Genomic DNA, 14,507 nt, shown 5'->3' with positions numbered 1-14,507 from the left:
GAGGATTTGACATGAGTAACGGTTTCATCGTCCAAATCATCGGCGCTGTGGTGGACATCGAGTTCCCGCAGAATGCCGTGCCCCAGGTGTACGATGCACTGAAGGTTGTCAGCGAAGGCCAAGGCCAGGGTCTGGTACTGGAAGTTCAGCAACAGATCGGCGGCGGCGTCGTGCGTTGCATCACCATGGGTTCCTCCGACGGTCTGCGTCGTGGGTTGGAAGTAGTTAACAGCGGCAAGGCCATCCAGGTACCGGTCGGTACCTCGACCCTGGGCCGTATCATGAACGTACTGGGCGACCCCATCGACGAGAAGGGTCCGATCGGCGAAGAAGAGCGTTGGTCCATCCACCGCGAAGCCCCCAGCTACGAAGATCAGTCCAACAGCACCGAGCTGCTGGAGACCGGCATCAAGGTTATCGACCTGGTATGTCCGTTCGCCAAGGGTGGTAAGGTTGGTCTGTTCGGCGGCGCCGGCGTAGGCAAGACCGTCAACATGATGGAGCTGATCCGTAACATCGCGATCGAGCACAGCGGTTACTCCGTGTTCGCCGGTGTAGGTGAGCGTACCCGTGAGGGTAACGACTTCTACCACGAGATGATGGAGTCCAACGTACTGGACAAAGTATCTCTGGTTTACGGTCAGATGAACGAGCCGCCCGGAAACCGTCTGCGCGTGGCGCTGACCGGCCTGACCATGGCCGAGAAGTTCCGTGACGAAGGTCGTGACGTGCTGTTCTTCGTGGACAACATCTACCGTTACACCCTGGCCGGTACCGAAGTATCCGCACTGCTGGGCCGTATGCCCTCCGCAGTAGGTTACCAGCCGACCCTGGCCGAGGAGATGGGTGTTCTGCAAGAGCGCATCACCTCCACCAAGACTGGTTCCATCACCTCCGTACAGGCCGTTTACGTGCCTGCGGATGACTTGACCGACCCGTCTCCGGCGACCACCTTCGCCCACCTGGATGCGACCGTCGTACTGTCCCGTCAGATCGCGGCACTGGGTATCTACCCGGCCGTTGACCCGCTGGACTCCACCTCCCGTCAGCTGGATCCGCTGGTGGTTGGCAAGGAGCACTACGAGACCGCTCGTGGCGTTCAGACCGTACTGCAGCGCTACAAGGAGCTGAAGGACATCATCGCCATCCTGGGTATGGATGAACTGTCAGAAGAAGACAAACTGACCGTAGCCCGTGCCCGTAAGATCGAGCGTTTCCTGTCCCAGCCGTTCTTCGTGGCCGAAGTATTTACCGGTTCTCCGGGCAAATACGTGCCGCTGAAGGAAACCATCCGTGGCTTCCAGGGCATCCTGAAGGGCGAGTATGACGATCTGCCGGAGCAGGCGTTCTACATGGTTGGCGGCATCGACGAAGTCGTCGAGAAGTCCAAGAAACTGTAAGCCTCGATAGGAGGGCCCATGGCTGAGATGATCTCCTTTCACCTGGATGTAGTGAGCGCCGAAGGAAAACTGTTTTCCGGTCGCGTGCAATCTGCCCAGGTATCAGGCTCCGAAGGTGAGCTGGGTCTCCGCCACGGTCATGCTCCGTTGCTGACTGCCATCAAGCCGGGCCTGGTCCGCTTGATCAAGCAAAATGGTAGCGAAGAGGTGCTGTACATCTCCGGCGGCATGCTGGAAGTACAACCCGAAGCCGTGACCGTGCTGGCCGATACCGCCATTCGCGCAGACGATCTGGATGAGGCGAAAGCCCAGGAAGCCAAGCGTCGTGCCGAAGAGCGGATCAACAGCTCCCATGGTGATATCGACTATGCTCAGGCATCTGCCGAGCTGGCCAAAGCAATGGCCCAGCTGCGGGTTATCGATATCGTCAAAAAGAATTACCGCTAATCACGGTGATGCAAAAAGCGACCTTCGGGTCGCTTTTTTTTTGCCCGTTGGATAGACTCCGCCCAGCATTTCCACCTGTTTCAAAGGCTAGCTATGTCTCTCAACGTCGTGATCCTGGCTGCGGGCAAAGGCACCCGCATGCGTTCCTCCCTGCCCAAGGTGCTGCACCCCGTTGCCAGCAAGCCCATGGTCTCCCATGTGATCGAGACCGCCCGCCAGATCGGTGCCGAACAGCTGCACCTGGTCTATGGCCACGGCGCCGAACTGCTGAAGGAGCGGATCCAGGCATCCGACCTGAACTGGGTGCTGCAGGCCCAGCAACTGGGGACCGGCCATGCCGTCGCCCAGGCCATTCCGTTCTGGCATGACGAAGACGACGTGCTGGTGCTCTACGGCGATACCCCGCTGATCCAGCCCGAGACCCTGCAACGCTTGCTGGCCGCCAAGGCCGACGATGGCATGGCGCTGCTGACCGTGGTACTGGACAACCCGACCGGCTATGGCCGCATCGTGCGGGAACATGGTCAGGTGGTCGGCATTGTCGAGCAGAAGGATGCCAACGCCGAGCAACTTGCCATCCGCGAAGTGAACACCGGCGTGTTGGTGGCCAACGGTGGTCAGCTGCGTAGCTGGCTCTCCCGCCTGGACAACAAGAATGCCCAGGGCGAGTTCTATCTGACCGACGTCATCGCCATGGCCCATGGGGATGGTTGTGCCATCGCCGCCGTCCACCCTGACAGCGCCATGGAAGTGGAAGGGGCCAACAACCGGGTGCAGCTGGCTGCGCTTGAGCGCAGCTACCAGCAGATGCAGGCCGAGAAGCTGATGATCGCCGGCGCCACCCTGATCGATCCGGCCCGTTTCGATCTGCGCGGCACCCTGGAAATCGGGGAGGAGGTGGTGATCGACGTCAACGTCATCATCGAAGGCAAGGTGGTGCTGGGCAATCACGTGCGCATCGGTGCCGGCAGCGTATTGAAGGATTGCGTCATCGGCGACCACACCGAGGTGAAACCCTACTCCGTCATCGAAGGTGCGCAAATTGCCGACCAGTGCTCGGTCGGGCCCTTTACCCGTCTGCGCCCGGGCGCCGTGCTGGAGCAGGATGCCCATGTCGGCAACTTCGTCGAGATGAAGAAGGCCCGGCTGGGGGTTGGCTCGAAGTGCGGTCATCTGACCTATCTGGGGGATGCGGACGTCGGCGCCAAGGTGAACATCGGTGCCGGCACCATCACCTGCAATTACGACGGGGTGAACAAGTTCCAGACCATCATCGAGGACGATGTGTTTGTCGGCTCCGATACCCAGCTGGTGGCGCCGGTGCGGATCGGCAAGGGGGCGACCCTGGGAGCGGGTTCCACCATCACCAAGGATGTGGCGGAAAACGAGCTGGTGATCACCCGGGTGCCCCAGCGCCACATTCCGAACTGGCCCCGTCCGGTCAAGAAGAAGTGATGCCCGATCAATGAAATGCAAACCGGCGCCCGAGGGCGCCGGTTTTTTTGCTTATGGCTGATGGCTGGTGTCATTGGTCGATGGCTGGGGGGCCGCCCATGCGGTGGCGGAGGGACTGTTCTCCATCACCTGATACCAGTCGAGCTTGCGAGTCAGCCCCATGACCAGCGCCAGGGTGGCGAACAGCAGCAGGGCGCCGAGCAACAGGGCTGTCTCCTCGGCCTGCAGCAGCCCGAACAGAATGGTGTAGACCAGCCCCAGCAGGGCGGCGAATCCCATGCCCTGTTTCGGGCCGCCCAGCACATGGCTCAGGTAGAAGCCGTTGAGGGCCACACTGGCCAGGGCGGCAATGAGATAGGCCCAGGCAAAGCCGAGATGCTCGGTCAGCGCCAGCAGCACCAGATAGAAGATGGCCAGCCCCATGCCAACCAGCGCGTACTGGATGGGGTGTACCCGCAGCCCCTTGAGCAGCTCGAACATGAAGAAGCTGATGAAGGTGAGGCCGATGAACAGCAGGGCATATTTGGCGGCCCGCTCGTTCAGCTGATAGTGATCCACCGGTTGCACCAGGCTGACGCTGAATGACGGCAGTTTGGTGCCCGCTCCCTTCATCATGCGGTTGAAGCGACTCTCCATGTCGGTGGCGAACCAGCTGGTCTGCCAGCTTGCCTCGAACCCTTGATCCGCAAGGGTGCGTTCACCGGGCAGAAAGTCGCCGAGAAAATTGGGATGGGGCCAGTTGCCGCTCAGGTGAAACCGGCTGTCCTGTCCGAGCGGCAACACTTCCAGCGCGTTCATGCCCTGCAGATCCAGCTCGATGTGAAAGCGGCCATCTTCGTCTGGCAAGGCGTCGAGCGGGGCATGGATCCCCACTCGCCCGTCCCCCAGCTGGGCACCAGGGGCAAACGGGATGCGTTTCTCCCCCCATTGCAGTTCGGGTACGCGGCTGATGCCCCGGGCATCGGAGAGGATCAGGCTGAGATAGGGTTTGCCCGGCACCAGGGCGGGATCCGCCGGGTCGAAGCTCAGGTTCGGGTTGCCGGCCACCAGCCCCTTGTCAGCCAGGCTGGTGGGCATCAGGCCGGAGAGGGAGAGCCGACTGTGATAAATCTGGGCCTGATAGATACCGAGCTTGCGCGGGGTCACCTCCATGCTGGCCCGCACGTCCAGCCTCTGGGGCAGCAGGTAGCGATAGACCTGCTCCTTGCGAACGAAATGTTTGCCATCCTGCTCGACGGTGACGGTCCGGGTATAGGGCTGTACCAGTACGGGCCCCATCAGGCGCTGGGGCCCGCTGTGGCTGGCCATGATGCTGTGAATGGCCTGACTGCGATAGGCCTGGCGCTCCCGATTCAGCTCCATGATGGCGTGAACCGGGATCATCATCAGCAGGCAGAGCAGCAGCAGCAGGGCGATCTTGTGGGTGAAAATCTGTTTGACCATGACACGTCTCCTTGTTGTTGAACGGGAGTGTGCCGGGGTCGCGTGAAGGGAGGATGGGGCAGTGTGAAGTGGTGGTGAAGGGGGATAAAAAAACCGGCGCCAGGCGCCGGTGTTGCTGGCATCAGAGTGTCTTCAACCGGGCCGGCAGGGCGGCGAACACCTCCTCCCTGGCCCTGAGGGAAGCGAACTGCTTGCCCGGCTTCTGGATAACGGTGTGGACGAAGATGAGCGTCTTGTCCTGTTTGCTGGCCCAGCCGACGAACCAGCCGATCTGCTGCTCCCTGTCCAGGCTGCCATCCAGCAGCTTGGGGTAGCCCATGCCGGTCTTGCCGTGGATCTGCCAACCGTCGATGTCGGGCTGACGCATCAGGTTGGCGGTATGGCGCAGGGTCTGGGCGGAGACCGGTAGCTTGCCGCTCACCATCTTGCCAAGGAAGCGGGCTTGCTCCTGGGGGCTGATGGCGAGGCTGGTGCTGAGCCAGGCCTGGGTCAGACCGTCGTGCTTGCCCGGGTTGCCTTCGAGATCCCGGTTGCCGTAGTCGAAGCTGTCCACGTAGTGCTGGAAGCGAGCCTCTCCCAGCCACTCGGTGAGGCGCTGCGAGTACCAGATGACCGAGAATTGCATCCAGCTGCTCGGGGTGGTGGTCTGTTTCCACTCCGGCAGGAAATCAGGATCACCGGCCTTGAACGGCAGGGCCGGCAGTTGTTCATCCACCAGAAAGCCGCTGTCATAGCCCATCAGTGCCAGCGGGATCTTGAAGGTGGAGGCCGGGGTCAACTGGGCGGCACAGTCCCCCTGGGTGCTGACGGGTTTGCCGGTGCCATCGGCAAACAGCATGCAGCCAGAAGCGGCGCTGGCAGGCAGTGCACAGAAGAGGCCGGCGGCAAGCAGACCGGACAACAGCATACGGGGCATATCTATCTCCTTGATTAATATGAATGCGCATCGACGGGGACGGTCGTCATCGAGGAGGTGCAGCTTAGCCCGGCTCTGTGTGCTTGGTGTGAAGTGTCCTCAGTTGCCGGGCAGCCAGAGTGTGGCCAGCACCCCCCCGTCCGGCTGATTGGCAAGGGCAAGATGGCCGCCGTGCTGGCGTGCCACCTCCATGGCAAAACTGAGCCCGAGGCCGCTGCTCTTGCCCTTGTCTGGCCTTGGCAGGGAGTAGAAACGCTCGAAAATCCTGGGCAGCGCAAAGTCGGGAATGCCTGGCCCCTGATCCCGCACCCGGAAGCAATAACCCCCCTCCTCCATGGCGCCGCTCAGCACCAGGGTACTGCCGGCGGGGGCGAAATCGAGGGCGTTGTCCAGCAGGTTGCCAAGGGCCTGCTCCACCAGCAGGGGATCCCACTTCTGCTTCTGACCTTCCCCCAGCTCGGCGTGCAGGGCGATCTGGCGGCGCTGGGCCTGGATCTGGCGGGCATCGAGCACCCGTCTGCCCAGCCGGGCCGGCTCAACGGATTGTCTGTCCAGCCCCTGCCCTGATTCGAGGCGGGCGAGTTGCAGCATGCGTTCGATCAGCTGCTGCATGCGGGCCGTCTCCAGATTGATGTTGCCGATAAAGCGCTTTGCGATGTCCGGCGGCGGCGCCTCGGCCAGGATCTCCCCCGCCCCGCGAATGGCCGCCAGCGGGCTTTTGAGCTCGTGGGTCAGGCTGTGGACATAGGCCTCGATATAGGCCTTGCCGTCCAGTTGGCGGCGCATGGTCTCCAGGGAGTGGCCTAGCCTGTCCAGTTCGGGGCTGTAGAGGCGCGGCAGGCTGGCGGGCTGACCCTGGCTGATTGCATCTGCATAGTGCACCAGCTTGCCGATGGCGCGGTTGAGCCACCACACCAGCAAGGCGCCGATGAGCAGCGAGATGAACAGCAGCAGGGCCGCCCCTTTCAGCAACTGGTGTTCGCTGCGCTCTATCATGGGCTGCAGGGTGCTGTTGGGCTTGGCGACGGTGAGGGAGCCGATGATCTTGGCCCCTTCCCGCAGCGGGGCGGCCACGTGCATCACCGAGCTGGCGGGATCGTCGGGGTCGCTGCGGGTGCTGCGGGCGCCATATTCGCCGCGCAGGGTCAGGTAGACGTCGTTCCAGCGTGAGTAGTCCTTGCCCAGATCTACCCCGTCCGAGTCGTAGACCACCCTGCCTTTTGCGTCGGTCACATAGATGCGGTACTCCGCCTGCTGCTTGAGGTGGCCATCGATGAGGGCATTGATGGGACTCTGGTTGAGGCGGGCGAAGGCGCTGGCCAGCCGGCCATTCGCCATCTTTCCTTCCTGCATGTCGTCCAGGGCCAGGGGGGCCAGCATCTGCGCCATGTCTACCAGGGTATCTTCGGTGGCGCTGCGTACCCCGGGCTTGATCTCCTCGACGAAGATCTCCAGCACGAACCAGGCGGCCAGGGCGAAGATCAGCACCAGGCCGCACAGCAGTTGCAATCCGATTCTCATCTCATCCCCCTGCCGATGCCCGGCCACCCCGAGTTCATGCCAGCTCCAGACTGTAGCCCAGCCCGCGGTGGGTCAGGATCAGGTTGGCGTCAGGGTCCCGCTCCCGCAGCTTGGCCCGCAGAGTCTTGATGTGGGTGTCGACGGTGCGATCCAGACTCTCTTCCGCATCCTGCCACACCAGATCCATCAGCTGCTGGCGGGAGTAGACCCGACCCGGCGCCAGCATCAGGGTCTTGAGCAGCAGGTACTCATAGCGGGTGAGCGTCAGGGGCTGGCCCTGGAAGCAGATTCGTGCCCGCTCCTCGTCCAGGGTGAGTGGCTGTATCGGCTGGTAGGGGGCGGGCTGGCTGCGGCGCAGGATGACCCGCACCCGGGCGCACACCTCACGGGGTGAGAAGGGTTTGGCCACATAGTCGTCTGCCCCTATCTCCAGCCCGATCAGCCTGTCTATCTCCTCGCTGCGGGCGGTGAGAAACATCAGGGGAATATCGGTCTGTGCCCGCACCCGCTTGCACAGTTCGAAACCGCTGATGTCCGGCAGCCCCACATCCAGGATCAAAAAATCCGGTCGCGTCTGTTCCAGTCGCGCCAGCAACGGCTGGCCGAGGGGGAACCACTCCACCTCGAAACCATCGGTCTGCAGGGCATAGATCAGGGTATCGGCAATGCTGGCTTCATCTTCCACCAGCCAGATGAGTCGTTTTTGCATGGCGTCCTCGTCGCAAATCGGCTCCTCATTCTGGCATCGAACCAAATCGGATCCTATTTGCCGTTTGATTTTTCCCGAAAAGGCATTAATATTTCGCCATTCTTTCGAATCGAAACTTACAGATGACCAAACGCAACACACAGCAGCGCCGTCACACCATAGTGAGTCTGATGCAGGAGCAGGGGGAAGTCAGCGTCGATGCCCTGGCCAAACACTTCGCCACCTCCGAAGTGACCATCCGCAAAGATCTGGCGGTGCTGGAGACCGGTGGCCTGTTGCTGCGTCGCTACGGCGGTGCCGTTCCCCTCCCCAGCGAGATGGTGGTGGACAGCAACCCGGAACAAGTTTCGAATCGAAAGCTAGCCATTGCCCGCGCCGCCGCCGAGCGGATCCGCGATCACAACCGCGTCATCATCGACAGCGGCAGCACCACCAGCGCCATGATCCCCATGCTGGGCAACAAGCGCGGCCTCATCGTCATGACCAACTCCCTCAATGTGGCTGGTGCCCTGCGCGAGCTGGAAAACGAGCCCACCCTGCTGATGACTGGCGGGACCTGGGATCCCCATTCCGAATCTTTCCAGGGGCAGGTGGCGGAGCAGGTGCTGCGCTCCTATGACTTCGACCAGCTCTTCATCGGTGCCGATGGCATCGACCCGGAGCGGGGCACCACCACCTTCAACGAGCTGGTGGGCCTCTCCCGGGTCATGGCCGAAGTGTCGCGGGAGGTCATCGTCATGGTGGAGTCGGAGAAGATCGGCCGAAAGATCCCCAATCTCGAGCTGCCCTGGTCCGGCATCCATACCCTGGTGACCGACGAGGGGCTGGCCAGTGCGGCCAGAGAACAGATCCAGGCCAGGGGGATCCAGCTGATTTGCGCCCCCGTGGCCGAGTGACCTGAACAAACCATTATCCAACCGAATTAACGTCTTACGTCTCAAGGAGAAGTGTATGTGTGGCATCGTCGGGGCCGTCGCCCAACGTGATGTGGCTGAAATCCTGGTAGAGGGCCTGCGCCGTCTGGAATACCGTGGCTACGATTCGGCCGGTGTCGCCGTGTTCAGCGCCAACCAGCCGCTGCAGCGGGTGCGTCGCCTTGGCAAGGTGGCCGAACTGGCCAAGGCTCTGGAGGAGCAGTCCGTCCACGGTGGTACCGGCATTGCCCACACCCGCTGGGCTACCCATGGCGAGCCGTCCGAGCGCAATGCTCACCCCCATGTCTCCGAGCATATCGTGGTAGTGCACAACGGTATCATCGAGAACCACGAAGAGCTGCGGGAAGAGTTGAAGGCGCTGGGCTATGTGTTCAGCTCCGACACCGACACCGAGGTGATTGCCCACCTGGTGCACCACGAGCTGAAATCCGCCCCCAGCCTGCTGGTGGCCATGCAGGTAGCGGTGAAGCAGCTGCGCGGCGCCTACGGCACCGTGGTCATGGACAGCCGTGACGACAGCCGCGTGGTGGTGGCCCGTTCCGGCTCCCCCCTGGTGATCGGCCGCGGCATCGGCGAGAACTTCATCGCCTCCGACCAGATGGCCCTGCTGCCGGTGACCCGCCGCTTCATCTTCCTGGAAGAGGGCGATGTGGCCGAAGTGACCCGCCGCGACGTGCATATCTTCGATACCAACGGCCATGCCGTGGTACGCGAGGAGCTGGAGTCCGAGCTCTCCCACGATGCCGGTGACAAGGGCGAATACCGACACTACATGCTCAAGGAGATCTACGAGCAGCCCAAGGCCATCACCAACACCCTGGAAGGCCGCCTGGGCAGTGATCACGTGGTGGTCGAGTCCTTCGGCAACGGCGCCCGCGCCATTTTCGACAAGGTCGAGCACGTCCAGATCGTCGCCTGCGGCACCTCCTACAACTCCGGCATGGTGGCCCGCTACTGGTTTGAAGAGATCGCCGGCGTCTCCTGCGACGTGGAGATCGCCTCCGAATTCCGCTACCGCAAGTCGGTGGTACGCCCCAACAGCCTGCTGGTGACTCTTTCCCAGAGCGGAGAAACCGCCGATACCCTGGCCGCCCTGCGTCTGGCCAAGGAGTCCGGTTACATGAGCTCCCTGGCCATCTGCAACGTACCGGGCTCCTCCCTGGTGCGCGAATCCGACCTGGCCTTCATGACCCGTGCGGGGGCAGAAATCGGGGTGGCGTCCACCAAGGCGTTCACCACCCAGCTGGCCGGTCTGCTGATGCTGGTGGCCTCCGTCGGTCACTGCCGTGGCAACCTGAGCGCCGCCGCCGAGGCCGAACTGGTCAAGGCGCTGCAAGCCCTGCCTGTACGCATCAAGGAGAGCCTGGCCTTGGCCAAGCAGATCGAGACTCTGGCCGAAGAGTTTGCCGACAAGCACCACAGCCTGTTCCTCGGTCGTGGCAGCCAGTACCCCATCGCCATGGAGGGGGCGCTCAAGCTCAAGGAGATCTCCTACATCCACGCCGAGGCCTATGCCGCCGGTGAGTTGAAGCATGGCCCGCTGGCGCTGATCGATGCCGAGATGCCCATCATCGTCGTGGCGCCGAACAACGATCTGCTGGAGAAGCTCAAGTCCAACGTGGAAGAGGTGCGTGCCCGTGGCGGTATCCTCTATGTGTTCGCCGATGCGGACGCCGGTTTCAAGAGCGACGAGACCATGCGGGTGATGAGCCTGAACCACGTGGAAGAGATGATCGCGCCGATCGTCTATACCGTGCCGTTGCAGCTGCTCTCCTACCACGTCGCTCTCATCAAGGGCACCGACGTGGATCAACCGCGCAACCTGGCCAAATCCGTGACTGTGGAATAAGCCGTCGCCGGAAATGAAAAAAGAGCCGCATTGCGGCTCTTTTTGTTTTGGCAAAACAGGCTATGACAGCCGCAGGTTGGTGATGGTGACGTCGTCCAGGGAAGGCACAATGATGCCGCTGGAGATGCTCTTGGCGATCGCCTGGTTGCGGTTGCGCGAGTCCGTCTTGTTGGTGACCTGATTGAGGTGGAAGTTCACGGTCCGCTCGCTGATGCCGAGGATGGTGGCGATCTCCCAGGAGGTCTTGCCCTCGCTGGCCCAGAACAGGCACTCCTTCTCCCGATCCGACAGCTCGGCCAGGTATTTCATCAGGTCTGGCCTGGCCTTGATGAGGGTCAGGGCCGAGTTGAAGATGTAGCTGGCGCAGAATGACAGCAGGGGAACGTTTTCAAACATCAGATCGGAATTGGACTTCTCCTTGCTGATGAAAGAGAGGATGCCGTGTTCCCCCTGCGGCGTGTGCAGCGGGAAGGAGACGCCGTTCCTCACCCCGAAGTCGGCGGCGAGGTTCATCACCTCCCTGCTGGCGCTGGGCAACCAGGGGGCATCACAATCGAGCTTGTTCCAGAAGATGGGCTGGGTCTGCTTCAGTCCCAGGAAGACGACCGGATCCTGGGTCAGGTAGTGCCGTTCCGAATAGGCATCAAACCAGCTGGTGGGGCAGTTGTTGAACAACGCCACATGGGATTTCTGCATGCTGATGGGGAAAATAATCAGCAAACGGAAGTAATCAAACCCCATCTGATGACTGAAGCGCTCCAGTTGTTGCTGGATCTCGCTGGTCTTCTTCGCCTTGGTGAACCGATCTATGTGTTCCCAGATCGCATCGTTAAACATGTAAGTCTCCTTTTTCGATCACTTATCTTGCTGATCGAAAAGACATTTTTTAGTTATTTAAAATGGTGTTGCGACTACCAACGCCAGTTATTCCCGTACTTGTCTAAAAAGTATCCTGTTTTTTCGGCCAGAGGCCAAGAAAATCATCTGATTGCCAGTGACCCTACTCTTTGAGACAATGAGAATAGTTATCATTGTTAAGATTTATATCATGAACAAGTTTTGGGGTCTGGCCTTGTTACCCATGGCCGTTCATTGCGTCGTGTCCGCCGAAGAGGTGGTTGCGCCAGCATTGAAGAACAGTATCGCCGACGGGAAAGCCTCCCAGCTGCGTGTGGAGAAAGCCGCCGATGGAGCCGTCGCAGCTAGGATTGAGCTGCAAAATGCCCAACTGCAACTGCGGGATCTGGAAGCCTACAACCGCTATATGCAGTCTCTGGTGGCCGATCAGCAAAACGAGCTGGGCAAGCTGAACCAGCAGTTGGAGGCGGTACAGGAGACCAGACAGGGGCTTGTCCCCCTGATGCTGCAGATGCAAGCCGATCTGGAACAGCTGGTACAGGATGACATCCCGCTGCGCAGGGAGGATCGTCTGGCGCGGGTTGCTGCCTTGAAAGCGACGCTGGCAAGAGCCGATGTGAGCGAGGCGGAGAAGTTCCGCCAGCTATTGCAGGCCTATCAGATTGAAGCCGAATACGGCAGCAGGCTGGACCATTATTCCGCCGAGCTGGTGCTGGATGGCGCACCGCGCCGGGTCGACGTGCTGGCACTGGGCCGGGTCTCCCTGCTGGCGATGACCGCCGATCGCTCCCAGGCGTGGCGCTGGTCTGCCGAGCACAAGCAGTGGCAAGCCCTCGACGGCCAGTGGCTCTCCCCCATCGCCGAGGCGTTGGAAATGGCTGCCGACAAGAAAGTTCCCCAGTTGTTGAATGTCCCCCTTTCCGTCAGCCGTGGTCAGGAGGCCCAGTCATGAGCGTCACCATGAAGTGGTTACCCCTTGCCCTCGCCCTCTCTCTGGGCACCACAGCCGCCGTGGCCGAGGAAGCCTGGCAGCAGCAGGAACAGGCCCGTGAGCAGAAGGCTCAGCAGGATCTGGCGTCTGTCTCCAGGGAGCTGAGCAGTGCCCGTGCCAAGCTGGCCGAGGCCCAGCGCCTGAGCAAGGAGCTGGCCAGCCAGTTCGCGGCCAATGAAAAGCAGCTGGTGGAGCTCAATACCCAGTGGGAGCAGGCCTCCGGCGACATGAACGACATCTTTGCGGTCACCCGTCAGGGCGCCAGCGATGCGGTCAAGTTGCTGAGCGAATCCGCCGTCGAGGGCCAGTATCCTGATCGTCTCGCCCCGCTGAAAACCATGGCACAGGATAAACAGGTGCCTGATCGCGCCGCCCTTGCCCTGCTGCCAGCCACCTTGCTGCAGGAGATCCGCGAATCGGGCCGGGTTGCCCGGTTCAACGGCAAGGTGCTCGATGCCCAGGGCGTTGCCAGCGAGCAGACGTTGACCCGGATCGGCAGCTTCGCCCTGCTGGGCGATGCTGGTTTCTTGCAACCGGGGGCCGAAGGCCTGAGTCCGGTGCTGGGCCTGCCAGGCAGCGTGCTTTCCGCTGTGGCCGCTTATCAGGGTCAGGAGGGAGAAGCGTTGCCGCTGGATCCCTCCCACGGTGTTCTGCTCGATATGCTGGCCCAGGCGCCCACCTTCTGGCAGCAAGTCCAGCAGGGCGGCCAGGTCGGCGCCATCATCGTGCTGCTGGCAGCCATCGGCCTGGGGATCGCTGGAGTACGGCTGTGGAGCCTATCTCGCGAACTGGGTCGGGTTCGTCGCCAACTCAAGAGCGGTGAATATCATGCCGACAACGCCCTCGGCCGGGTGCTGACGGTGGCTGACAAGCATCCAGAACTGAGCATGGAGACCCTCGAACTGCGTCTGGATGAGGCGATCCTGCAGGAGACCCCTCGCCTGGAGCGCGGCATCGGCATGGTCAAGGTGATCGCGGCCATCGCCCCCATGCTGGGTCTGCTCGGGACAGTGACCGGTATGATCGGCACCTTCCAGGCCATCACCCAGTTCGGTACCGGCGATCCCAAGATCATGGCGGGCGGCATCTCCATGGCCCTGGTCACCACGGTGCAGGGTCTGGTGGCGGCCATTCCGCTGATCCTGGCCCACAGCCTGTTGCAGTCCCGTTTCACCGAGCTCTCCAACGTGCTGGAACAGCAGGTGGCCGGGATCCTGGCCGAGCGGGCCGAAAGCAATGGTGACAGGGTGGAGCGGGTAGCATGATGCTCGACATCTGGCAGCAGTTGCAGAGCTTCATGGGCCGTGGCGGCCCGGTGCTCTGGGTCATTCTGGCCTTGCTGGTGCTGATGTGGATTCTGATGATCGAGCGGCTGCTCTACCTCAACCTGGGGTTTTCACCGTTGCAGCGTCAGCTGCTGGGCCGCTGGCAGGCGCGTCGCGAGCGTCACAGCTGGCACGCTCGCGCGATTCGCGGGCGCTGGCTGGCAGAAGTGGAGCTGGCGCTCAACCGTCATCTGATCTTCATCCGCACCCTGGTGGTGCTCTGCCCCATGCTGGGGTTGCTGGGTACAGTGACCGGCATGATAGGCGTATTCGATGCGCTGGCTGCGGCCAACCGCTTTAACCCGGAGAGCATGGCGGGCGGGATCTCCCGCGCCACCATCCCCACCATGGCAGGCATGGTGGTGGCCCTCTCCGGCGTGTTGTTACTCAGCCGGCTCGAGAGTCAGGCCAAGCGTGCGCTGGCCAAGACCCGGGACGGCCTGCGAGAAGAGAAGGTAATGCAATGAGACGGCAATCCAAACGCCAGCGCGATGAAGTGCAGATCGACATGACCCCCATGCTGGATATCGTCTTCATCATGCTGATCTTCTTCATCGTGACCACCTCCTTCGTGCGCGAAGCCGGGCTTGAGGTACACAGACCCCAGGCCAGCCAGGCCAAGGCGCAAAAATCGTCCAGCATCATGCTGGCGATCGGC

Annotated in this window: 14 protein-coding genes (1 of these 14 running past the window's edge); 9 read left to right on the top strand and 5 right to left on the bottom strand. The window is 61.8% G+C overall.

Annotated elements, in window-relative coordinates; all coding sequences use genetic code 11:
- Positions 1 to 11: 11 nt before the first annotated feature.
- The 3 genes from atpD to glmU all read left to right on the top strand — a co-directional run bounded on the left by atpD (position 12) and on the right by glmU (position 3,302).
- Positions 12 to 1,400, top strand: a complete 1,389-nt coding sequence (gene atpD / locus H7R73_RS22875; protein ID WP_010672260.1) for a F0F1 ATP synthase subunit beta — start codon at positions 12 to 14, stop codon at positions 1,398 to 1,400.
- Positions 1,401 to 1,418: 18 nt separating this feature from the next.
- Positions 1,419 to 1,847 (top strand): F0F1 ATP synthase subunit epsilon, encoded by a 429-nt coding sequence (locus tag H7R73_RS22870; protein WP_010672259.1) that lies wholly within the window; start codon positions 1,419 to 1,421, stop codon positions 1,845 to 1,847.
- A 93-nt stretch (positions 1,848 to 1,940) separates the two neighbouring features.
- Positions 1,941 to 3,302, top strand: coding sequence for a bifunctional UDP-N-acetylglucosamine diphosphorylase/glucosamine-1-phosphate N-acetyltransferase GlmU (gene glmU / locus H7R73_RS22865; RefSeq protein WP_103261027.1), 1,362 nt, complete (start codon positions 1,941 to 1,943; stop codon positions 3,300 to 3,302).
- 51 nt (positions 3,303 to 3,353) lie between these two features.
- On the opposite strand, the gene creD is transcribed toward glmU, so the two are convergent.
- The 4 genes from creD to blrA form a co-directional block, all read right to left on the bottom strand.
- On the bottom strand, positions 3,354 to 4,745 hold the full coding sequence (gene creD / locus H7R73_RS22860; protein WP_103261026.1) for a cell envelope integrity protein CreD: 1,392 nt from the start codon (positions 4,743 to 4,745) through the stop codon (positions 3,354 to 3,356).
- Positions 4,746 to 4,866: 121 nt separating this feature from the next.
- Positions 4,867 to 5,661: a class D beta-lactamase OXA-1160 gene (locus H7R73_RS22855; protein WP_010672256.1), complete on the bottom strand. Its 795-nt coding sequence runs from the start codon at positions 5,659 to 5,661 to the stop codon at positions 4,867 to 4,869.
- A 99-nt stretch (positions 5,662 to 5,760) separates the two neighbouring features.
- Positions 5,761 to 7,182 carry a beta-lactam sensor histidine kinase BlrB gene (gene blrB, locus H7R73_RS22850; protein ID WP_029313357.1) on the bottom strand — a complete coding sequence of 474 codons (1,422 nt, stop codon included), beginning with the start codon at positions 7,180 to 7,182 and terminating at the stop codon, positions 5,761 to 5,763.
- Positions 7,183 to 7,216: 34 nt separating this feature from the next.
- Positions 7,217 to 7,891 (bottom strand): beta-lactam response regulator transcription factor BlrA, encoded by a 675-nt coding sequence (gene blrA / locus H7R73_RS22845; protein WP_048209363.1) that lies wholly within the window; start codon positions 7,889 to 7,891, stop codon positions 7,217 to 7,219.
- 122 nt (positions 7,892 to 8,013) lie between these two features.
- Between blrA and H7R73_RS22840 the strand changes: the two genes are divergently transcribed.
- On the top strand, positions 8,014 to 8,787 hold the full coding sequence (locus tag H7R73_RS22840) for a DeoR/GlpR family DNA-binding transcription regulator (RefSeq protein ID WP_103261025.1): 774 nt from the start codon (positions 8,014 to 8,016) through the stop codon (positions 8,785 to 8,787).
- 55 nt (positions 8,788 to 8,842) lie between these two features.
- Positions 8,843 to 10,675, top strand: coding sequence for a glutamine--fructose-6-phosphate transaminase (isomerizing) (gene glmS, locus H7R73_RS22835; protein ID WP_048209359.1), 1,833 nt, complete (start codon positions 8,843 to 8,845; stop codon positions 10,673 to 10,675).
- A gap of 60 nt (positions 10,676 to 10,735) precedes the next feature.
- Here the strand turns inward: glmS and H7R73_RS22830 are convergent, their stop codons facing one another.
- Positions 10,736 to 11,512 carry a LuxR family transcriptional regulator gene (locus tag H7R73_RS22830; protein ID WP_010672236.1) on the bottom strand — a complete coding sequence of 259 codons (777 nt, stop codon included), beginning with the start codon at positions 11,510 to 11,512 and terminating at the stop codon, positions 10,736 to 10,738.
- Between the two features lie 211 nt (positions 11,513 to 11,723).
- Between H7R73_RS22830 and H7R73_RS22825 the strand changes: the two genes are divergently transcribed.
- The 4 genes in view from H7R73_RS22825 to H7R73_RS22810 are tightly spaced (each overlapping or abutting the next) and all read left to right on the top strand, a layout consistent with a single transcriptional unit that may run on beyond the window.
- On the top strand, positions 11,724 to 12,485 hold the full coding sequence (locus tag H7R73_RS22825) for a DUF3450 domain-containing protein (protein ID WP_041212057.1): 762 nt from the start codon (positions 11,724 to 11,726) through the stop codon (positions 12,483 to 12,485).
- A complete protein-coding gene (locus H7R73_RS22820) occupies positions 12,482 to 13,789 on the top strand; it encodes a MotA/TolQ/ExbB proton channel family protein (protein ID WP_048209356.1) in 1,308 nt (435 codons plus the stop codon). Before H7R73_RS22825 ends, H7R73_RS22820 begins: the two co-directional genes overlap by 4 nt.
- On the top strand, positions 13,786 to 14,316 hold the full coding sequence (locus H7R73_RS22815) for a MotA/TolQ/ExbB proton channel family protein (RefSeq protein ID WP_103261024.1): 531 nt from the start codon (positions 13,786 to 13,788) through the stop codon (positions 14,314 to 14,316). Before H7R73_RS22820 ends, H7R73_RS22815 begins: the two co-directional genes overlap by 4 nt.
- On the top strand, positions 14,313 to 14,507 hold the start of the coding sequence (locus H7R73_RS22810) for an ExbD/TolR family protein (protein ID WP_103261023.1). It continues 207 nt past the right edge of the window; the window shows 195 of its 402 coding nt (coding positions 1–195); its start codon is at positions 14,313 to 14,315; the stop codon falls past the right edge of the window. Before H7R73_RS22815 ends, H7R73_RS22810 begins: the two co-directional genes overlap by 4 nt.

The organism is Aeromonas sp. WP2-W18-CRE-05, from assembly GCF_014168615.1.
Lineage (GTDB): Bacteria > Pseudomonadota > Gammaproteobacteria > Enterobacterales > Aeromonadaceae > Aeromonas > Aeromonas caviae.
This window is presented reverse-complemented; position numbering and strand designations above follow the sequence as displayed.